The organism is Parabacteroides sp. KHUB-02 (assembly GCF_056640955.1).
The window spans coordinates 2424382-2445539 of the sequence record NZ_JBWQEV010000001.1 but is presented as its reverse complement, the minus strand read 5'-3'; the positions used below and the strand labels follow the sequence as shown (position 1 = coordinate 2445539).

Sequence of the window (21158 nt, the reverse complement as noted above, 5' to 3'; positions counted from 1 at the left end):
ATATGAAGAAGATTTTATTATTAGCATTATTAATACCCGTGTTTGGAATGGCAGATGCCCAGGATTTGGTGATCGCTAAACAAGGACATTTCTCCGTAGGAGGACAAACCATACAGCGTCCGGGTACGTATGACAACAGTAAGTTTGTCGGTTGGGCTACCCAAGTCGAGACCGGGCAGAGCTATCGTGCGGATCATGCTTTCGTAGATTTCCAAGTTCCGGCCCATGCGAAAAAATTGCCTTTGGTTTATGTTCATGGTTATGGTGGCTCTGGGATATGTTGGCAAATGACACCCGATGGGCGGGATGGTTTCGCTACTCTCATGTTATGCCGGGGATATAGCAGTTACGTGATGGATCTTCCCGGTCGTGGCCGTGCCGGAAGGACATCTGCTACGACTACGGTCAAGCCGCTGGCCGATGAGATGTTCTGGTTTGACATCTGGCGTATCGGGATTTGGCCGGAATATAACAAAGGTGTGCAGTTTCCGTCTGATTCAGCCTATCTATCGCAGTTTTTCCGGGAGATGACGCCCGATATCAGTGATCACAAACAAGATGTACCGGCAATCAATGCCTTGACGGAAAAAATAGGGGACAATATCCTTGTAACACATTCGGCGGGAGGTTTCCCGGGATGGATGGCCGCTATACAAAATCCGAATGTCAAGGCTGTCGTTTCATATGAGCCGGGTGGCTATGTGTTTCCCGAGGGGGAGGTGCCCGATCCGATCGCCGGACTTACCGGTGGGGCGACTGGAGTAGCTATTCCTATGGAACAGTTCTTGCGACTTACCCGGATTCCAATCGTAATGTATTTCGGTGATTATATTCCGGAGACTCCATCAGAGAATCTTGGTGGCGAGAATTGGCGTGTACGTCTGCAAATGGGACGTAAATTCGTGGAGGCCATAAATAGGCATGGGGGAAACGCGACCTTAGTTGAGTTGCCCAAGATCGGTATTTATGGTAATACCCATTTCTTGATGCAGGATTTGAATAATGGCCAACTAGCGGATCTGCTGGGCGAATGGTTGGAAAAGAATGATCTTGGCAAATAGCATTGGGAATGGTTCTTTTAAGAACTTGCTGATTTTACATTTTGTTATCGGATTAGATAATCGGTAATATATCCTCCCAAATATGTTTCTTCAAGTCAACGCAGCCATTCTTCTTGAAGGTAATGCCTTCTTTCTCCAATAATCCCCGTTGTTCCGCCCAGTTGGGAGCTAATCTGCCTTGGCTGTTTACCACCCGGTGGCAAGGCAGGTTCAGTTCTTTCGGGACGTTGAACATTGCCTGCCCTACCATACGGGAACATTGTGGCCTTCGGGCGAGCTTGGCTAGCTGCCCGTAGGTAACCACACATCCTTCCGGTATCTCTCTGACGATGTTATAAACTTCCGTATAAAAATCAGCCTTCATTGATTCTGGTTTTTATTTTCGCCCATGCGTGTGTTTCGTATAGGGAGGAGTTACGCATTGTCTGATACATCGTCTTGAAACGTGACATCGGGATCGTGAGACTTAATAAGTTGCTTTCCACATATGGTCGGACCGAGGGATCGAAGAAACCAAGGAACGTGCGGTGACCTCCTTGTCTATTTTCGTTGACAGTGAGCGTGATGGTGGAGCTGCAACCGGAACCAAATGGTGTGGAGACGGCATCCGGATTATTGTTGTCGAAAAAGGTCCAAGTAATTAACCCTGACAAGATATCCGGAGTTGCGAGGAACAAAAGCCCCTCTACCTTTTCAAACGAGGTTAATCGATCGATCCTTGCGAAATGGAGGTATGGGAGGGAGGACCTTTGTACGTTCATGCCTTTTATACCCTCGACTACCATTTCCGGAGTTTGCTTATATCTCTCTTTTAAAGAGACAAAATTGGGGACATGCTCTGGCATAGGGGTGAATCCTGTATAAAACTTTCCACCTCCGCAGCCAACGCTATCTCCGTTCATACTGATAATCTCGCCTTGCCTGATAGCGGGAAGGGCCTTGAATAAACAGCCTTGTGTCTGCTTTAATTCTCCAAGCAGAGAATCGGAATACCAGAAAGCGATCGGCAATTCCGCCTTTAGAGAAAATGCCTCGTAATAATTGTTGATGAAAGTTTGAATATCCATATGCGATTGATTTAGGTTGATTTATACTTACCAATCGATTTCCGGGATGCCTTTACCCCGTAGGAAATCATTAGCCTTACTGAAATGCTTACAACCGAAGAAACCATATTCGGCGGAGCGGGGAGATGGATGTACGGTCGTTAGGACCAAATGCTGGCTCGTATCGATAAGGGAAATCTTGGCTTTAGCGTAACTGCCCCATAACATGAATACTAGATTTTCCCGTTCGTCGCTTAATTTCTTGATAACGGCGTCCGTGAATGTTTCCCATCCCATGTTCCGGTGCGAACCTGTTTGGTGGGCACGTACCGTGAGGACGGAATTCATCGGAAATACGCCTTGGCTTACCCAACGATCCAAATTCCCGGAGGAAGGGATCGGTTTCCCAAGATCATCGTGGATCTCTTTGAATATATTCATCAAGGAGCCGGGAATCGCCACGCCATCGGGTACCGAGAAACAGACCCCGTAGTATTGCCCCGGATTAGGATAGGGGTCTTGTCCCAAGATAACGACTTTAACCTTCTCGAACGGGCATGCGTTAAATATATGGAATATCTGAGGCCCGGGAGGAAGTACGTGCGCTTGCTTATATTCGTTTTTGACAAATGTCACCAATTGCTCGAAATAAGGCTTGTCGAATTCCTCTTGCAGACGTTTTCTCCAACTTTCATCTATTCTAACATTCATGGTGTTTTTCTTATTCTTCCACCAAAGGTACGGAGAAAAGCTTAAAATTCGAGGATTTTGTGTAAGTTTGCCTTCCGATTTGAATTTAAATAAGAAAACATGATAAGTTACCTTCAGATAGATAAGCTGACCAAGAGCTTCGGTGATTTGGTTCTTTTCGAGGATATAACGTTCGGAGTCGCGCAAGGACAGAAGATCGGGTTGATCGCCAAAAACGGGACGGGTAAGACTACCTTATTGAATATTATCGGTGGTAAGGAGGATTACGACTCGGGTGAGGTGGTTTTCCGGAAAGACCTGCGGGTCGGGTATTTGGAGCAATCACCTTCTTATCCGGAAGAACTGACCGTGCTACAGGCTTGCTTCCACTCGAAGAACGAGACTGTCCAGTTGATTGCTGAGTACGAGGAGGCGATGGCGAAAGAGGATCACTCGAATCTGGAGGACATCCTTACCCGTATGGATAGCTTCAAGGCGTGGGATTATGAGCAAAAGGCGAAACAAATCCTCGGGCAGTTGAAGATTCATAACTTCAATCAGAAGATCGGGGAATTGTCCGGAGGACAGTTGAAACGGGTAGCCTTGGCGAATGTCTTGATCACGGACCCTGAATTGATTATCTTGGATGAGCCGACGAACCATTTGGATCTGGAAATGACCGAGTGGCTGGAAGATTATCTGAGCCGGGCCAATATCAGTATCTTGATGGTGACGCACGACCGTTACTTCTTGGATCGTGTTTGTAGTGAGATCATCGAGATCGATAATAAGCAAATCTATTCGTATAAAGGTAATTATAGCTATTATTTGGAGAAACGCCAAGAGCGTGTCGAGGCGATGAACGCCGACGTGGAGCGTGCGAAGAATCTTCTCCGTACGGAACTGGATTGGATGCGCCGCCAGCCGCAGGCACGGGGCACGAAAGCGAAGTACCGTATCGATGCCTTTTATGAGCTGGAAAAGAAAGCGAAGCAACAATGGGATACCGGAAAGGTGAACTTGGACGTGAAGGCTTCTTACATCGGTTCGAAGATTTTCGAGGCGGTGAATGTAAGCAAACGTTTCGGTGATTTGAAGATTACGGAGGATTTCAACTATATTTTCGCCCGTTACGAGAAGATGGGTATTGTCGGGAATAACGGTACGGGCAAATCTACCTTTATCAAGATGCTGATGGGGGAGGTGGCTCCCGATAGCGGCCATTTCGATGTGGGCGAGACCGTTCGCTTTGGCTATTATAGTCAAGATGGTTTGAAGTTCGATGAGCAAATGAAAGTGATCGACGTGGTGCAGGCGATCGCCGAATACGTGGATTTGGGTAACGGACAGAAGATGGGAGTGTCCCAGTTCTTGAACTATTTCCTGTTCACGCCGGAGAAACAGCATAATTACGTTTATAAATTGAGCGGTGGCGAGAAGCGTCGCCTCTATTTATGTACGGTATTGATGCGTAGCCCGAACTTCTTGGTGCTTGATGAGCCGACCAATGATCTGGATATCGTGACCTTGAACGTATTGGAGGAATACCTTCGTAACTTCAAGGGGTGTGCTATCGTGGTTTCCCACGACCGTTACTTTATGGATAAGGTGGTAGATCACCTGCTGGTTTTCTGGGGTAACGCTGATATCAAGGATTTCCCCGGCAACTATACGCAGTACCGGGATTGGAAAGATGTGCAAGACCAACTGGAAAAAGAGGCGGAGGCTGCTTTGCAAGCGAGACAAAACCCGGCTCCGGAGAAACCGTCTCGTCCTGTCAATGAGCAAAAGAAAAAACTCACTTTCAAGGAACGGAAAGAGTTCGAGGCCCTAGAGGAGGAGATACCGGCTTTGGAGGCGGAGAAGGCGGAGTTGGAGACCGCTATGAGCAGTGGTACTTTGTCTACGGACGAGCTTATGGCTAAATCTCAACGGATCACCCAAGTCATGGAAGAGATCGACGAGAAAACGATGCGCTGGCTGGAGTTGAGTGAGCTGGCATAAGTAATAAAGAGGAATGAGCGAGACTAAACCTGTACTTTGGAACCGGAATTTCGTCCAATGTTGTATCTCTTACTTCTTGATGAATTTCGCCTTTTATATGTTGATGCCTACTATGCCGGTCTATCTGGTGGAAGAATTGGGCATCAGCACGTCCGAGGTGGGGATGGTCTTGTCTAGCTATACGATCGGGTTGCTGTGCGTGCGCCCGTTCTCGGGATATCTGGTGGATTGTTTCTCCCGCAAACCGTTATATGTATTCGCCTTCACGATATTCGCCTGTTTGTTTGCCGGTTATTGGTTTGCTATGACAGTCTATACGATCATGGCGGTTCGTTTCATCCAAGGCGGGTTTATGGGACTGACCTCAGTCTCTGGCAATACGATTACGATAGACGTAATCCCTTCCAAGCGAAGGGGAGAAGGCATGGGCTTTTACGGATTGACGATCAATCTCGCCATGTCTTTGGCTCCTTTGGTGGCGGTCGGGCTGTACGATCGGCATGGTTTCTTCTGGATCATAGGGGTCGCTTTGGTGATCGCGTTGGTCGGGATCGGCTCCGTCGGGCTGATCCGTTATCCGAAACGGGAGAAAGTGCCTCGTCCGGCCTTCTCGTTGGATCGTTTTATCTTGGTGAAAGCGCTTCCTGCGGCCTTGGCCTATTTGCTGGTCGCTATACCTTATGGGATGTTGCTCTCGTTCGTGGTATTATATGGTAAAGAGATCGAGGTGCCGGACCCCGGCTACTTCTTTATATTTATGGCGATCGGTGTAGGGACGGCCCGTTTGATTTCCGGACGGTTGGTGGACCATGGCAAGATCCATGTCGTGTCCATCGTATCCTTGGTCTCTTTAGCGATCTCGTTTTCCGTGTTCGCTACCGTACATACATCGTTTATCTTTTTCGCTTGCGCCTTGGCGATCGGTATCGGTTTTGGCGTGAGCGTACCGGCTTTTCAATGTCTTTTCGTGAATGTCGCTCCGCACCATATGCGCGGTACGGCTACCTCCACCTACTTGACCTCTTTCGATTTCGGGATGGGGATCGGGATGTTATCCGCCGGCTTTATCGCTACCCGTGCCAATCTGGCTACCGCCTACGGAGTCGGGGCGGTTTGTTGCCTTCTTTCCTTATTCGTCTATATCCGCTTGGTAAAAGCCTCGTACGAGAGGAATAAGCTGATTTCTTGATCCGCTTGATTCCCGGTTTCGTCTAAACCTACGGCGTACTTCGTCGATTCTTCCTTTTCTAGCGGGAAACCTCACCCTATATTTGTATCAAAGATCACAGAGAAATAGGTTTTTAAGGTTTAACAAATGAAAGGAATAGGTAGTATGAAACGTTTAGTAATGGCTATGTCAGCCTTGTTGGTAAGTGTGACAATGAGTTTCGCGCAGGAATCGAGCTTACATAAAGAACCGTTTGTAGTCAATGTGGGCCAATTGGTAAGCTATCTGGAATTACGTCCCAGCCAGATTAATGAGGTAGCGATGATCAACGATTATTTTAGGGAAAAGCAAAGCGAGGGCTTGAGGGGAAGTCATAAAATGCGGGATAAACGGATGCGGCAAGCCGTATTTGGCAACTTAAAGTTGATGAAAAAGGCGTTAAGCACCGATCAATATCGGAAATACGTGGCTTTGATCAACGTAACGAACAATAATAACCGGATGACGAGCGGGCTTTCCTTCCCCGATGTTTATCTAGCCGATAAATAAGTAAAGGATAGATGTAAAGTATCAAGCTATTGCATAAAAAGTATCTTGTGACTGTATCTATTCTATAAACCACGTCGTGGTCTGTATAGATCATGTCGTGGTTTTTATAGATCACGCTGTGGTTTGTATAATCCACGACGGAGATTATAGAATAGATATGGTATCGTATAAGAATACAGCTAGGCTTGTATAAGAATATATCTAGGCTTTTGCTTGTTTATAAACGGTGTCTATGATGAAATAGATAGTGTTTATCGTAATATGTATTACAAAATGATTGCTATATGCCTTGATATATATCAATAACGTCAATTGTTTGCAAAAATTAACCGTATTGAAGAACAATGTTATAAAACATACTGTTATATTTGCAGTAACAAAAAGAGAAAGATAGAAGATGCGGAAACGCCGCATTTATTAGTTAAGGTCTTAGTTTAGGTTTAAATTTTAGGTATTATGAGACGTTTAGGTATGATGGTAGTCGCTTTAATGATGGTAGCGACAATGAGCTTTGCTCAAAAGGTTAGTGATTCAAAGAGTATGAGTTTCGATAAGCTAAGCAGATATTTGCAGCTTGACGCAAACCAGATCGCTGAGGTGTCAGAGATTAATACTTACTTCGAGAATCAATTAGGTCAACCCCTGTCTGCGGAAGCGCTTTGCAATAACGCAAGACCGGAAGAAACTCGCAACGCATTGTTGTGTAATTTGAAACTGATGAAACGTGCATTGACTAAAGATCAATATCGTAAATATGTAGCGTTGATTAATGTGACTCGCGCTAATCAGGAAGATAAGGTTTCTAATCCGCTTTTGGACAGTTATTTGGCTGAGAAGTAATTAAGCCAATGTGATTGGGCTATGTGTTTTTAAGGTTTTTGTTTAGGTTTAACAATTTAAGGTTTTTAGGTATTATGAAACGTTTTGGAATGGCAGTCGCAGCCTTATTGATGTGTGCGACAATGAGCTTCGCTCAGAAACCGAGTTTGAGTAGAGAACCGTTTGTGGTAAGTACAGAGAAGTTAGCGAACTATTTGCAATTGACTCCGAGTCAGTTGGACGAGGTAGCTAACATCAACGAATATTTCATCGAGATGCAGAACGCAAGTGTAAAAGCTAGCGCTAAATTGCAGGACAAGAAGATGTATCAGGCGGTTTACGGTAACTTGAAGTTGATGAAGAAGGCTTTGAGCCCGGATCAATATCGTAAGTATGTTACTTTATTGAATATCACGAACAATAACAACCGTACGCTGGGTGTTAATACGTTCCCGGAAGTGTACTTAGCGGATAACGCAAGTAAGTAATTTATACTATATAAGAGTGTGTCCCCCCACTATTTCCTGTCAAAAGGTAAATAGTGGGGATACTTTTTTTTAAGGCTTGCGTATAAATCGGAGAAGATTGTGTAAGTTTGCGGCGTTTTACAAATAACGCTTAATTCGAGTCATGACAACACAACAACTTTTAGTCCCTTCTAATGCTACTTTGAAGAGAAATGTAATGGACTACTCCTTAATCGTGGTAGGTTCATTTTTGCAGGCACTTAGTTACGTGCTTTTCCTAGCGCCTTACAAAATCGTACCGGGAGGTGTGTATGGTATCTCTATCGTAATCCACTATGTGACGAAAGATTTGTTCCCGTTCTTCCCGGATGGTTTGCCGATGGGTGCGACGGCGCTTTGCTTCAATATCCCGTTGCTGATTTTGGCGATGAAAAAGATCGGATTGTCTTCCGGCCCGAAGACGATCGTTACTTTCTTGCTGATCTCTATATTTACCGACTCATTATCTTATTTCCTTACCGATCCATTGGTGGAGAACGATGCCTTTATCGCCGCCTTTTACGGTGGAGCTATTTTAGGATTGGGTGTGACTTGTATTTTCCGGGCGCAAAGTACGAGTGCCGGTACGGATGTATTGGCACGTGTGATCGCTAATGACTCCAACTTGAAGGTCAGCAATATGATCATCGTATTGGATTCCGCGGTCGTATTGTTGGGCTTGATCGTGTTTAAGGATTGGGCGGTACCTTTGTATTCTTGGTTTACTATTTTCGTATATGGAAAAATCGTGGAGATGTTCCAGACGGAGAACCCGAACCGTGCTGTCTTTATCGTTTCCCGAAAGACAAAGGAAATGCGTGATTTGATTGTCGATAAAATGGGTATGAGAGGAACATTTATCCATGGTAAAGGCATGTACGAGGGACATGAGACCGAGATTATCTTTACGATTGCCGAGCGTAAGGACATGCCCCGCTTGAAAGATGAGGTAAAAGAGATCGATCCGAATGCTTTTGTATCTACGATGCACGCTAGCAAAGATTCGCCAAGACCGGGTATTTGATTAATAATTTTACTATCTTTGCCCCTCAAAACGAATAAATATAAGATAGTAATGCCCAACATCTCACAAAGAGGAGTCGAAATGCCCGCTTCCCCGATCCGGAAGCTGGCTCCATTGGCCGATGCTGCCAAACAGAGAGGAGTTCATGTGTATCACCTGAATATCGGTCAGCCCGACCTTCCCACTCCGCGAGCGGCACTCGACGCGATCCGTAATGTCGATCGTACGGTGTTGGAATATAGCCCTAGTCAGGGATATCGCAGTTATCGCGAGAAGTTGGTTGGATATTATAAAAAGTATGATATTAATCTTACGGCTGACGATATTATCATCACTACCGGTGGTTCGGAGGCTGTTTTGTTTGCCTTCTTGAGCTGCTTGAATCCGGGTGATGAGATTATCGTACCGGAACCTGCTTATGCTAATTATATGGCATTCGCTATCTCGGCAGGAGCCGTGATCCGGACAGTGACGACTACGATAGAGGAAGGATTTTCTCTTCCGAAAGTAGAGAAATTCGAGGAGTTGATCAATGAGCGTACCAAAGCGATCCTGATCTGTAACCCGAACAATCCTACGGGTTATTTGTATACGCGTCGTGAGATGAATCAAATCCGGGATATCGTAAAGAAATATGATCTTTATCTTTTCTCGGATGAGGTATACCGGGAGTTTATCTATACCGGTTCCCCGTATATCTCGGCTTGTCATCTGGAAGGTATCGAGCAGAACGTGGTATTGATCGATTCTGTCTCCAAACGCTATTCGGAATGCGGTATCCGTATCGGTGCGTTGATTACGAAAAATGCCGAAGTGCGTAGTGCCGTCATGAAGTTCTGCCAAGCTCGTTTAAGCCCGCCTTTGATCGGACAGATCGCAGCCGAGGCCTCTTTGGATGCTTCCGAGGAGTATGCCCGTGAGACTTATGACGAGTATGTGGAACGGCGTAAATGCTTGATCGATGGCTTGAACCGTATTCCCGGCGTTTATTCTCCCATACCGATGGGCGCTTTCTATACGGTGGCTAAACTTCCGGTGGATGATGCCGATAAGTTCTGCGCTTGGTGTCTGGAAGAGTTTGAATACGAGGGTCAGACGGTCATGATGGCACCGGCGTCGGGTTTTTACACGACACCGGGACTTGGTAAGAATGAGGTTCGTATGGCCTATGTCTTGAAAAAGGAAGATTTGGCGAAAGCTTTGACGGTGTTATCAAAGGCGCTGGAAGCTTATCCGGGAAGAATGTTATAAATGAATTTAGAGCTATTTATCGCCAAAAAGATACATTTCAGCAAGGAGGGGGATCGTGAGGTTACTCCTCCCGCTGTTCGTATTGCCATGATCGGGATCGCTTTGGGATTGGCGGTGATGATCCTTTCGGTGGCGATCGTGATAGGCTTTAAGAAAGAGGTCCGGAACAAGGTGATCGGTTTCGGCTCGCATATCCAGATCACGAATTTCGATAGTAATTCTTCCTATGAGTCGCAGCCGATAGCGGTTAGCGATACTTTATTGAATGCGCTCGATGCATTCCCCGGTATTCGCCATGTCGAGAAATTTGCGACGAAGCTAGGCATCTTGAAGACTGACCAAGATTTTCAAGGAATTGTCTTGAAAGGGGTGGACACGGATTATGACTGGACTTTCTTCAAGGATAATTTAAAAGAAGGCGAGATCTTTACGATCCAACCGGATAAGAACTCTACAGATGTTATTGTTTCCAAGTATTTATCAGATCTGCTAGGACTAAAGGTAGGGGATTCTTTCCTGACTTATTTTGTGCAAGATGACGTGCGTGCCCGTAAGTTCACGATCACGGGGATTTATGAGACGGGTTTCCTTGATTATGACAAGATGTTCGTAATTGCTGATATTAAGCAGATACGCCGCTTGAACGGTTGGGATAAAGATCAAGTAAGCGGACTGGAGTTGCAAGTGGATGACTATGATCGTTTGGACCAAGTGGCCGAGGATGTTTATTTCGATCTGACGGAACGGCAAGACCGAAATGGCAATACGTTCTACGCCCGCTCGATCAAGGAGTTGAACCCGATGATCTTTAATTGGCTGGATGTGCTGGACATCAATGTGGTGGTTATCTTGGCGCTGATGCTTTCCGTCGCAGGGTTTACCATGATCTCCGGATTATTGATCATAATCTTAGAGCGTACCAATATGATCGGAATCCTAAAAGCCTTGGGACAAAATAATAACAGTATTCGCAAGATCTTCTTGTATGTCTCTTTCTTCTTGATCGGCAAAGGAATGTTGTGGGGGAATATCATCGGTATCTCTCTTTGTTTGCTTCAATCTCATTTCCACATTATCCAATTAGATCCTTCTATTTATTATTTGGATGCCGTGCCTATCGATCTGAGCCTATTTTCACTGTTCCTTTTGAATATAGGGACATTGGCCGCCTCCATGTTGATGATGTTAGGACCTTCCTATTTGATTACGAAGATTGATCCGGCCAAGAGTATCCGTTTTGAATAAAAGCCGTATCTTTGGCATACGTTCTAGTTTTGCCGGATTGATATGACAGATCTTATCTCTAAAGAAAAGCGTAGCTATATCATGTCTATGATTAAGGGCAAGAATACAAAGCCCGAGATTATAGTCCGTAAATACCTGTTCCATTGTGGCTTTCGCTTTCGTGTGAATGTAAAGCGCCTTCCCGGTACCCCTGATATCGTATTGCGTAAATATAAGACCGCTATCTTCGTGAACGGCTGTTTCTGGCATGGGCACGAGGGTTGCCCGGAATTTCGTCCTCCCCGTACCCGGGTAGAGTGGTGGACCGAGAAACTAAACCGGAATAAAGCCCGGGATGCCCGTGTACGTGAGGAATTACGAGCGATGGGCTGGAATACGATGGTGATTTGGGAATGCCAGCTTAAACCCAAAGAACGGCAAGCTACTTTAGAAAATGTCGTCCGTTTATTGGAAAAGACGTATTTGGAATCTACTTACCAAGCAAAGTTTACCCCGGCCTATCCACTATTAGAGGAAGAGGAACTTCCCAAGGTAGCGGAAGAAGAAGAGTGCTATGGCGTTGTAGATGACTAAAGTAACCACACTAAAATTATTTCTATGGAAGATGTGTAATCTTTCTTCTCCCTATAAGGTGCATTCATTAATCCATTTCATCTATTGCTTGTTCTATTATCACATTTTTTAATGTGATGATATAAAAGCTTGCGTCACTTGTTTTATAGATACCATAATTCACATGTTCATATCCATCTATATAAGATACTTCATATTGAACGAATACGTTGTTTGGATTATCAAGTCTTTGTTCCTCTGTATCATTGTTAGCGAATTTTTCAACGAATACAGTTGTTATCTTGGATACTAATCCTTTTAATTTTGCACTCTTATCTAAATGATGTTCTTCTTCGAAACTGATATTATGGTTGGCGAACATATATGGTTCTGTTTTGTTGCCGGTTATTGTTGAATATTCTCCTACCTGAAAGGATTACCACAACATTGCATCATTGAAGGGTCGTATAATACATTACATTGGCTTTTATATTCTTTTAGAGAAACTTGGTAACCTATCATAAAGAGAGCGGCTTCCAATGCTCTTAGTTGTTTTTCGGGAGGTAACAGGTTTGAAAAATTGGATGAATGGGATAGTATTTCTTTTAACAGCCAATTTGCTCTAAGGTTGTTCTCCAGATGATTCCCATAAAGTTCTGTATTTCTTAGTAGAGGGAATCGTCCCTCTACAGGATCTGGATTTCTATTAGCTTTGCCTCTCCCATTTGCATAAGCGAACTTTAAGTTTTTCGGTACATCTTCAAGATGCCTGTCATCACAAAATCTCTTGACAAGAAGACCTAATGCGGCTCCTACACGGCTGTCATAAATGACAAAATCATTTATATACAAGGAATAAATCTTAGTAAATCCGGAATTCATATATACTACTTGGTCATCGGACTCTGGTACTTCTATTTTCTCGCTAGTCAATATCATTTTGACGGATTCCAGATACTGAACTAGTCCTTGTTCTTCGTCTATTTTTTCGATTTTTTCCTTATTTCCACGTAAAACACCTCCCCATTCCAATATCTTTAAGCAGGTATCTTTACACAGTATATCATCTTTTGTTTCAAGGCTTTTTTTCAAGCGGCAAGATAGTTTATCCAAAATATTAGAACTTTCTTCAAAGCTGCTTCCTTTAATTGTTTTTCCCTCTAAGTCTTTTACTCTGAAATCCCAAGCGTAGTTTTCATAGGCATTGTAAATGGAATTGCATTGCCATTCTTTTTTATTTCTTTGATTTATATATTGGTGTGTAAAGCCAGAGTCTATTTTGGGTACAAACCAATTGATGAATTCTATCACTTTTTCATCTTTGTAAAAGTTGCTTTTTTGATTTATATAGCTTTTCATATCCTATGTTTTTTAGATTAACTTATTAAGTTTCCGTTAAATGAGTACGGTTCTCTTATAGAGAATGGACTTCCTCCATTCGCTTTAGCTCATAACTGCGGATTTGCATCACGATGCAGTGCAACTTCGTGTCGTGTATCAACTGCCGTACTTTGGGGGCTGCGGCATATTTCTTTATCTGTTCCACGGCCTCTTTCCATTGAGTCTCAGCTTTCTCTTCCGTGTCCTTGGAAGAAAGATATTTCAATTCAAGGATATAGCTATGCTTCACCTCATACCGGAGCAGGTCTGGCATAAGGAACAGATCACAATAACCGTGGTTCAACTCTACTTCCGGTGCGGTTAGGTAATAGGCGTTCACGCTTAGGTAGGCGGTGAAGAAGCCTTGTATGTTTCGCTCGCCCTCGATAGCGCTGCGTACGGACGAGTTCTCCTTATAAGCATTGGCTATAAATTCGAGGCTTTCGCGCCAATGGCCATCGTAAGCCATATCATAGAACATCAAGCCTAGGTCGTTCAAGTTGATATGACGCTTATCTTGATATTCCTCTAGCAAAAATTCGTAGTACTGCTTGCGCACGTTATTGTTAGGGATGCTTAGCACCAGATAATTCCCTCGTTTAGCTGTGATGGTCAGCATACCGTAATAAAAAAGCAGGCTGGGGAAGATTTCCGGGTTAACGATCTGGGTCGCGGGGAAGGTGGTTATCAAGTTTGTGACAATCTGCCCTTCCTCCGTGATCTTACGCAATACACCCTTGCGATTCCCGTCTAGCTTGTCCAGTTGGATGAGTCTTTTCATCTTATTATAGTCCGTGCGGGTATTGGGGTCGATCATCTCTTTGGGTGATTTGCCCAGCGTCATGTAATTGCGTAGATAGTAAAGCACCATGTCGCAGTTGAATATCTTTGGATCATGGTCTAAACTCTCTTCCGCGAAACAATAATTGTCGTACCACGGTTTCATCTCTTGGATCATCGCATCTATGTCTGCGTCTGCCGGGAGTTGCCCGGTTTCTTTATAATATTGGAACATGATGCGCACGTCCGTCTCGCTGAATCCCAGCATCATGTTGAATCTGTGGTCGGTACTGATATTCCAGCCGATATTGAATCCGCTGGTCAGATCGTCCAATGTGACTGGACTTACGCCGGTCATAAAAATGCGTTCGAACATGCCCTTGAATTTCTTGAATATCTCGCGATAGAATCCGCTGGCATGAGTCAAGGCATGATATACCTCGTTGCCTTGCTCGTTGAGGACAACGTTGGTGAAGTTATCATATTCATCGATGATGAGATAGAGCTTGGCGCCATATTCAGCCGAATGCAAGTCCAGATAATTCAGTTTACTAACAAAGTCTGGTTGCGCTTTCATCTCCTCAGCATAACCCGGATAGTAATATGGTTCATAAGCTTTTCCGAATATGTCCATCACCATACTACAATAACGGTCGAAATTCTCAGCTAGTGAACCACTACCACCACTGGCACGCGAGAAGTCGAGATAAACTACCTGAAACTTTCCTTGCAATGGTGTGGGATGGTTGCCTATCCACAAATTGCCGAAGCGTTTATCGAACTTTTCTTTTTGCGTAATGTCATAGTAAGCCCGTAGCATGCTTAAGAAAATGCTCTTTCCGAAGCGGCGAGGACGGATAAAGAAAAGATTTCGAGGTTGTTTTTCCAGCAAGGGCAAGTACATGGTCTTATCCACATAATACATGTTCTGCTCTACCACTTCCACGAAATTAGCAATACCATAAGGGACTTCTTTTACATTTTCCATAATCGCTCCTGTTCTTTTAGTTCATACTTACGGGAATGAGTCAAAGGTAATCCATTCTTTTAGAAGAAACAACGGAAAGAGAAAGAAAGTTGAAGGCAGATGGTTGGGCGCATATGTACCGGTACGAAACCTAGTTTTTTAATCGAAACGTATAATCTTTTCTGCTTCTGAAAAGTCGGTAAATACGTATGTAGCCATTAAACATAGGTTGAATAAACTCCAACAGGAATAACCAACCGATAGTAGGGCTTTGTTGAAGCATTCGAGCCGATTTGCCGAAAACGCTTGCCTTGATTATAAAACGTATCAAATATAATAATACGGCGATCAAGGAGATTAGCCAATTGCCCTGTAATCCGATCACTACCGTAGCGATAACCGATGCTTGGAAAAGGTAGAAACAAGTGGATTCGAGATGATAGAATGTCAAGGCGCTTCCTTTGTAATACCGTTGAGTGGCAGCACGGGAAACCTTCATCTCTTTCCAGATTCCAAAACGTTCGATTTGATCCATTTCCGTTAGGCTGTCCGGGGTATAAATTACTTTCGTATTCTCCTTGGTCGAGGCTTCGTTGATGAATAAGTCATCGTCTCCCGCATGCAAGTTCAAGGATTGATAGTAACCTTTATGCTTGAAGAATAACTCTTTCCGATAAGATAAATTTCGTCCGTTTCCGGTATATGGGTGATGGGAGAGGGCGGAAGATAGATAACGTAAACCCGTCAATAAGTTATCATAGGCGATCAACTTATGAAAGAATCCCTTGTAGTTGCTGTATTTGCAGTAGCTCAAGATAATACTGGTCTCGGGTGTGTATCCACCAACCATGGCGGATAACCATTGATCGTTGAGCGGTTGGCAATTCGCCTCCGTGAATAGAAGAATATCGTATTTGGCCGCTTTCACGCCTAGGGTAAACGCCAGTTTACGGCGGCTTAGGTAACGAGCGTCCGAGGGGACGTAAGTATGATACAAATGTTTATACTCATTTTGGAAGAACTTTAGCGTATCGTCGGTATCGTCGCTCGAGCCATCGTTGATAACGACTATCTGATATTCAGGGTAATCTTGTGTAAGTAACGCAGGAAGGTGTTTCTTGAGGTTCTCAGAATCATTTTTAGCGTATATGATGATGGATACGGGGAGTTTATTACCTTCCTCTAAGGTATCATCCGTTCGTTTTGACGCACGTAAAGGGCGGGCATAAGCGATCAGATAATAAAGAGATAAGATAACGAATTCTATTAAGGAGATTCCCAATAGGAAAAGCTCTGTATTATTGAGTAGAAACATAATAATGTGCCAATGTGATTAATATGCCAATGTGCCAATATCATTAATGAGCCAATATGATTAATACGCCAATGTGCCAATAAGCTACTCAAGGTATTTACATTGGCATATTGGCACATTGATCAATTGGCTCATTATTTTATCGTATCGGAATAATAGGCTTTCGGTAAATGACGGCAGTTGTATTGGGAGGCCATGACCTCGCCATAAGCGCCGGCGGAACGAAGGGCGATCAAGTCGCCACGATGAGCCTTATTCAACTCTACATCCTTGCCGAATACATCCGATGACTCACAGATCGGGCCCACTACATCGTAAGTCTCTACTGCCTCATCGCTGCTGATGTTCTCGATACGGTGATAAGCATCGTACATCGCCGGGCGGATCAATTCCGTGAAACCTGCATCAAGGATAGCGAATTTCTTCGTCTCTCCTTCCTTGACATATAATACCTTAGAGATTAATGTTCCGCATTGAGCGACGATCGAACGTCCCGGCTCAAAATGTACCTGTTGACCCGGACGTACTTGAAGCAGTTTATGAATGGCCGCGAAATAGTTATCGAAAGCCGGGATCGATAAATGATTCGGGTGATAGTAATCGATACCTAATCCACCTCCGAAGTTCAGGTTCTCCACCGTAACCCCGTGAGCTTCCAGTTCTTCCTGTATCTCGTTGAAACGAATTACCAAATTGCGGAAGCTAGACATATCCGTGATCTGTGAACCGATATGGCTATGGATACCGATCAACTTCACATTCTTCATCTCCTTTAATTTATCCAGTACGCCTCCTAATTGGCTAAGGTTGATACCGAATTTATTTTCCTTCATACCCGTCGTGATCTTGGCATGTGTATGGGCATCCACTTCCGGGTTGATACGAAGGGCGATAGAGGCTACTTTATTCTTGGTGGCCGCCAGCTCATTGATAATTTCCAGCTCAACGGCAGATTCCACGTTAAAGCAGAAAATATCATTGTCCAGTCCTAGGTTGATCTCCCAATCCGCTTTGCCAACACCAGCAAAGACAATCTTATCGGCAGGAAAACCGGCATCTAAAGCTGCCTGTACCTCGCCGCCACTTACGCAGTCTGCGCCAAGGCCGTTTGCCGCTATGATGGAAAGGATACGGGGATTGGCATTAGCTTTCACGGCATAATGCACGTGGTAACCATATTTCCCGGATTCGGTTTTTACTACGTCTAATGTGTCTTGCAATAGCTTGACATCATAATAATAAAAAGGCGTAGAAAGCTGCTTGAACTTTTCTACAGGAAATGTTCCTTTGAGCATATTATACGAAATTATATAAAGATAAATAAGGGCAGTCTGTAAAAGGCCGCCCTCGTTTGTTTTTATTTGTTGTTAAATAAATGATCGCTTAGAGCTTGCAGCGCTCTCTGCTTGTCCGAGGCCTTAATCAGCAAGGAGACGTTGTAGTTGCTTCCTCCGTAGGAGATCATGCGAACCGGGACATCCTTCATGGCCTGTACGATACGAGCCTCGAAGCCGATGTTATCCCATTCTAGGTCGCCAACCACGCAAACGATAACCATATCCTCGTCTACGGTCACGGTTCCGTACTTCTTCAAATCGTCAACGATCTCTTCCAGATGCTTGCGGTTATCGATCGTAACGGAGACACCCACTTCGGAAGTCGTAACCATATCGATCGGAGTCTGGTAGTTCTCGAAAGTCTCGAATACCTTACGCAAGAAACCTGTTGCTAGCAACATACGTCCGCTCTTGATCTTGATAGAGGTAATATTGTCTTTGGCGGCAACCGCCTTGATCTTACCTTTCTCGATCGCGTTAGAGATCAATGTACCCGGAGCGTCCGGCTGCATCGTATTTAACAAACGAACCGGGATGTTGTTCAATTTAGCCGGCAATATACAAGTCGGGTGAAGGATCTTGGCTCCGAAATAAGCTAATTCGGCAGCCTCCTCGAAATGCAATTGACGGACTGGAGACGTTCCCTGTACGATACGAGGGTCGTTATTGTGCATACCGTCGATGTCTGTCCATATCTGGATCTCTTCCGCACCGATAGCCGCGCCGATTAAGGATGCGCTATAGTCGCTACCACCCCGTTGTAGGTTATCGATCTCGCCGTAAGCGTTGCGGCAGATATAACCTTGTGTGATGTATAGATCAGCATCCTTATTATCAGCAAGTAATTTCACCAATTTCTCTTTGATATAGACAGGGTCCGGTTCCGCGTTCTTATCCGTACGCATATAATCCAAAGCCGGGATCAATACGGATTTCACGCCGCATTCGTTCAAATAAAGATTCATCATACCCGTAGAGATCAACTCTCCTTGTGCCAAGACAACCTTTTCCTCGAACAAGGTAAACAGATCCTTCGTGAACGTACGGATATATTCGAAATGAGATTTTATCAGTTCTTTGGCCTTCTGTTTATATTCCTCGGTGCTGTATAGTTCCTCAACATGGTCCATATATTTCATGGCAAGCTTGTTGATGATCTCATTCGCTCCGTCTGGGTTCTTTTTGTACAGGTAGTCGGAAATCTCGACTAACGAGTTGGTTGTACCCGACATGGCTGACAATACAACGATCTTACGGTCTCCCGTGATCAGTTTCGCTACATCTTTCATTCTCTGTGCAGATCCCACAGAAGTACCGCCAAACTTTAAAACTTTCATCTTCTTTTGTTCTATATTAAATTGTTTTCTTTTTCAATCGAATGCGACCGCAAAGTTACAAAAAAATTATTCTCTGACATCACTTAGACAGGCATTCTCGCATTTTACTATGCGGGCAGGATAATTATGCACGATCGTATAGTTATGAGTGGTCATAATCACCGCCGTTCCCTGCTGGCAGATGTCGTGTAAGAGTTGTACGATTTGTCCGCTCGTCTCCGGGTCCAAGTTGCCGGTCGGCTCATCCGCCAGTATCAACTTGGGGTTGTTCAGAAGGGCACGGGCAATAACGATACGTTGTTGTTCCCCGCCGGATAGCTCATGCGGCATTTTATAGCCTTTGTCTTGCATGCCTACCTGACGGAGCACGTTGTCTATCCGTTCCTTGATCTCGCTTTTCTTTTTCCATCCGGTGGCTTTCAGCACGAATTCCAGATTCTTGGAGACGGAACGGTCGGTCAACAATTGAAAATCTTGGAAGACGATACCTAGTTTCCTACGCAAATAAGGGATATCCTTCCGCTTCATCTTGGTGAGGTTGTAATCCATGATACGTGCCTCGCCTCGCAAGATCGGTATCTCGCAATACAAGGACTTGAGCAGGCTGCTTTTACCGGAGCCTACCTTCCCGATCACATATACGAACTCTCCGTTACGAAGCGTGAGGCATGCGTCGTGTAATACCCTGTTTTCCTCACGGCATATCTCCACGTTCTCTAATTTGAGTAGAATATCTTCTTCCATAGAATTTATCAACCTTTATGTCTTTTCTTTAATTCACGGGCGAGGTCTTCCAGACGAAGTCCCTTGCTTGTCAATAATACGATTAAGTGGTAAACCAAGTCGGATGCCTCATAGATGAAGCCGTCTTCGGTTCCGTTGGTCGCCTCGATAACGGTCTCTACCGCTTCTTCGCCGACTTTCTGGGCCATACGATTCACGCCTTTCTGGAATAAGGTAGTCGTATAGGAACCTTCCGGCATTTCTTGACGGCGACGCTCGATGAAGTTCTGCAAATATTTCAAGAACATGATATCCTCTACGTTCTTCTCGCCGAAACAAGTATCCGCTCCCGTATGACAAACTGGTCCGGCTGGAATCGCCTTGATCAATAATGTATCGTTGTCGCAATCCACCGTGATGCTAACCACCTGCAACGTATTTCCGCTACTCTCTCCCTTCATCCACAAACGGTTTTTCGTGCGGCTAAAGAATGTAACCTTACCCGTACTTACTGTCTCATCATAAGCTTCTTGATTCATGAAGCCCAACATTAATACCTTACTAGTGTTGTTGTCTTGTACGATAGCGGGAATTAATCCGCCCATTTTCTCGAAATCTAATTTCATCTTTATATATAATGTGTTATATCCTTACATTGATCCCCTCGTCCTTGAGGTATTGCTTCAAGTCACCTATCCGTATCTCGCCGAAATGGAAAACGCTGGCCGCTAAAGCCGCGTCCGCTTTCCCGTTGGAAAACGTATCCCGGAAATGTTCCATCTTTCCCGCTCCACCGGAGGCGATAACCGGGATATGCAACGTATCGGCCAAGGTAGCCAGAGCGTCGTTCGCGTATCCGTCTTTTACGCCATCGTGCGTCATACTGGTGAAAAGGATCTCGCCGGCGCCACGGCTTTCCGCTTCCGAGGCCCATTGAAACAAATACTTATCCGTCGGGACACGCCCTCCGTTTAGATAGCATAGCCAGTCATTGTTCTCAAAATTAGCGTCGATAGCGACTACGCATACCTGACTACCAAAGTTCTTGGCGATCTCCTCGATTAATGCCGGGTTACGTAAAGCCGCCGAGTTGATCGAGACCTTATCGGCGCCAGCGCTAAGCAAACGATCCACGTCCTTCAATTCGTTGATACCTCCACCCACGGTAAAAGGGATGCTGATATGGGCCGCCACTTGTTTTACCAACTCGGTGAAAGTCTTTCGCCCCTCGTGTGAGGCGGTAATATCCAAGTACACTAATTCGTCGGCCCCTTCACGGCTGTACTGGGCACCCAACTCCACGGGGTCTCCAGCGTCGCGAAAGTTCACGAAGTTGATGCCTTTTACGGTCTTTCCATCCTTTATATCCAGACAGGGAACAATTCTCTTGGCTAGCATATATCT

The 21158-nt window shown here is 44.7% G+C and carries 22 protein-coding genes; 10 read left to right on the top strand and 12 right to left on the bottom strand.

The genetic code is table 11. From position 1 onward, the window contains the following. Window positions 1-2 precede the first annotated feature (2 nt). On the top strand, window positions 3-1061 hold the full coding sequence (locus tag ACYIA1_RS10790) for an alpha/beta hydrolase (protein ID WP_122368891.1): 1059 nt from the start codon (window positions 3-5) through the stop codon (window positions 1059-1061). 52 nt (window positions 1062-1113) lie between these two features. Here the strand turns inward: ACYIA1_RS10790 and ACYIA1_RS10785 are convergent, their stop codons facing one another. From ACYIA1_RS10785 to ung, 3 genes are read right to left on the bottom strand one after another with little or no spacing between them, the layout of a single operon-like run. Further along, window positions 1114-1425, bottom strand: a complete 312-nt coding sequence (locus ACYIA1_RS10785; RefSeq protein ID WP_005864435.1) for an MGMT family protein — start codon at window positions 1423-1425, stop codon at window positions 1114-1116. Continuing rightward, the gene (locus ACYIA1_RS10780) at window positions 1415-2128 is read right to left on the bottom strand and encodes a DUF169 domain-containing protein (RefSeq protein ID WP_036613193.1); all 714 of its coding nucleotides are present in this window, start codon (window positions 2126-2128) and stop codon (window positions 1415-1417) included. Before ACYIA1_RS10780 ends, ACYIA1_RS10785 begins: the two co-directional genes overlap by 11 nt. A 27-nt stretch (window positions 2129-2155) precedes the next feature. Next, on the bottom strand, window positions 2156-2818 hold the full coding sequence (gene ung / locus ACYIA1_RS10775; protein ID WP_036631024.1) for a uracil-DNA glycosylase: 663 nt from the start codon (window positions 2816-2818) through the stop codon (window positions 2156-2158). A gap of 99 nt (window positions 2819-2917) precedes the next feature. Here ung and ACYIA1_RS10770 point away from each other — a divergent pair, with 99 nt between their 5' ends. From ACYIA1_RS10770 to ACYIA1_RS10730, 9 genes are all read left to right on the top strand, one after another. Next, the gene (locus ACYIA1_RS10770) at window positions 2918-4801 is read left to right on the top strand and encodes an ABC-F family ATP-binding cassette domain-containing protein (protein WP_270645961.1); all 1884 of its coding nucleotides are present in this window, start codon (window positions 2918-2920) and stop codon (window positions 4799-4801) included. Window positions 4802-4814: 13 nt separating this feature from the next. Then, window positions 4815-5990 carry an MFS transporter gene (locus tag ACYIA1_RS10765; protein WP_008773494.1) on the top strand — a complete coding sequence of 392 codons (1176 nt, stop codon included), beginning with the start codon at window positions 4815-4817 and terminating at the stop codon, window positions 5988-5990. 144 nt (window positions 5991-6134) lie between these two features. Next, complete coding sequence (locus ACYIA1_RS10760; protein ID WP_008773491.1) at window positions 6135-6518, top strand: hypothetical protein; 384 nt, start codon at window positions 6135-6137, stop codon at window positions 6516-6518. Window positions 6519-6974: 456 nt separating this feature from the next. Further along, complete coding sequence (locus ACYIA1_RS10755; protein WP_005854530.1) at window positions 6975-7358, top strand: hypothetical protein; 384 nt, start codon at window positions 6975-6977, stop codon at window positions 7356-7358. Between the two features lie 74 nt (window positions 7359-7432). Beyond that, the gene (locus tag ACYIA1_RS10750) at window positions 7433-7825 is read left to right on the top strand and encodes a hypothetical protein (RefSeq protein ID WP_005854532.1); all 393 of its coding nucleotides are present in this window, start codon (window positions 7433-7435) and stop codon (window positions 7823-7825) included. Window positions 7826-7967: 142 nt separating this feature from the next. Next, entirely contained in the window at window positions 7968-8867 is a 900-nt protein-coding gene (locus ACYIA1_RS10745) for a YitT family protein (RefSeq protein WP_048927593.1), read from the top strand. Window positions 8868-8918: 51 nt separating this feature from the next. Beyond that, window positions 8919-10118, top strand: coding sequence for a pyridoxal phosphate-dependent aminotransferase (locus ACYIA1_RS10740; RefSeq protein ID WP_005854538.1), 1200 nt, complete (start codon window positions 8919-8921; stop codon window positions 10116-10118). Then, window positions 10119-11363 carry an ABC transporter permease gene (locus tag ACYIA1_RS10735; protein WP_048927594.1) on the top strand — a complete coding sequence of 415 codons (1245 nt, stop codon included), beginning with the start codon at window positions 10119-10121 and terminating at the stop codon, window positions 11361-11363. A gap of 42 nt (window positions 11364-11405) precedes the next feature. After that, on the top strand, window positions 11406-11936 hold the full coding sequence (locus ACYIA1_RS10730) for a very short patch repair endonuclease (RefSeq protein WP_122379884.1): 531 nt from the start codon (window positions 11406-11408) through the stop codon (window positions 11934-11936). 67 nt (window positions 11937-12003) lie between these two features. Here ACYIA1_RS10730 and ACYIA1_RS10725 read toward each other — a convergent pair whose 3' ends face one another. The 9 genes from ACYIA1_RS10725 to hisF form a co-directional block, all read right to left on the bottom strand. Beyond that, window positions 12004-12297, bottom strand: a complete 294-nt coding sequence (locus tag ACYIA1_RS10725) for a hypothetical protein (protein WP_480335234.1) — start codon at window positions 12295-12297, stop codon at window positions 12004-12006. 41 nt (window positions 12298-12338) lie between these two features. After that, entirely contained in the window at window positions 12339-13274 is a 936-nt protein-coding gene (locus tag ACYIA1_RS10720) for a hypothetical protein (protein WP_480335232.1), read from the bottom strand. A gap of 55 nt (window positions 13275-13329) precedes the next feature. Further along, window positions 13330-15063: an ATP-binding protein gene (locus ACYIA1_RS10715; protein WP_480335230.1), complete on the bottom strand. Its 1734-nt coding sequence runs from the start codon at window positions 15061-15063 to the stop codon at window positions 13330-13332. Between the two features lie 130 nt (window positions 15064-15193). Next, the gene (locus ACYIA1_RS10710; RefSeq protein ID WP_480335228.1) at window positions 15194-16357 is read right to left on the bottom strand and encodes a glycosyltransferase; all 1164 of its coding nucleotides are present in this window, start codon (window positions 16355-16357) and stop codon (window positions 15194-15196) included. 134 nt (window positions 16358-16491) lie between these two features. Further along, window positions 16492-17652 carry a diaminopimelate decarboxylase gene (gene lysA, locus ACYIA1_RS10705; protein ID WP_005864472.1) on the bottom strand — a complete coding sequence of 387 codons (1161 nt, stop codon included), beginning with the start codon at window positions 17650-17652 and terminating at the stop codon, window positions 16492-16494. 62 nt (window positions 17653-17714) lie between these two features. Next, a complete protein-coding gene (locus tag ACYIA1_RS10700) occupies window positions 17715-19031 on the bottom strand; it encodes an aspartate kinase (protein ID WP_480335226.1) in 1317 nt (438 codons plus the stop codon). A 66-nt stretch (window positions 19032-19097) separates the two neighbouring features. After that, complete coding sequence (locus ACYIA1_RS10695; protein WP_005854551.1) at window positions 19098-19775, bottom strand: cell division ATP-binding protein FtsE; 678 nt, start codon at window positions 19773-19775, stop codon at window positions 19098-19100. A gap of 8 nt (window positions 19776-19783) precedes the next feature. Continuing rightward, window positions 19784-20380 (bottom strand): bifunctional phosphoribosyl-AMP cyclohydrolase/phosphoribosyl-ATP diphosphatase HisIE, encoded by a 597-nt coding sequence (gene hisIE / locus ACYIA1_RS10690; protein WP_272060252.1) that lies wholly within the window; start codon window positions 20378-20380, stop codon window positions 19784-19786. Between the two features lie 16 nt (window positions 20381-20396). After that, on the bottom strand, window positions 20397-21152 hold the full coding sequence (hisF, locus tag ACYIA1_RS10685; RefSeq protein ID WP_005854556.1) for an imidazole glycerol phosphate synthase subunit HisF: 756 nt from the start codon (window positions 21150-21152) through the stop codon (window positions 20397-20399). Window positions 21153-21158 lie beyond the last annotated feature (6 nt).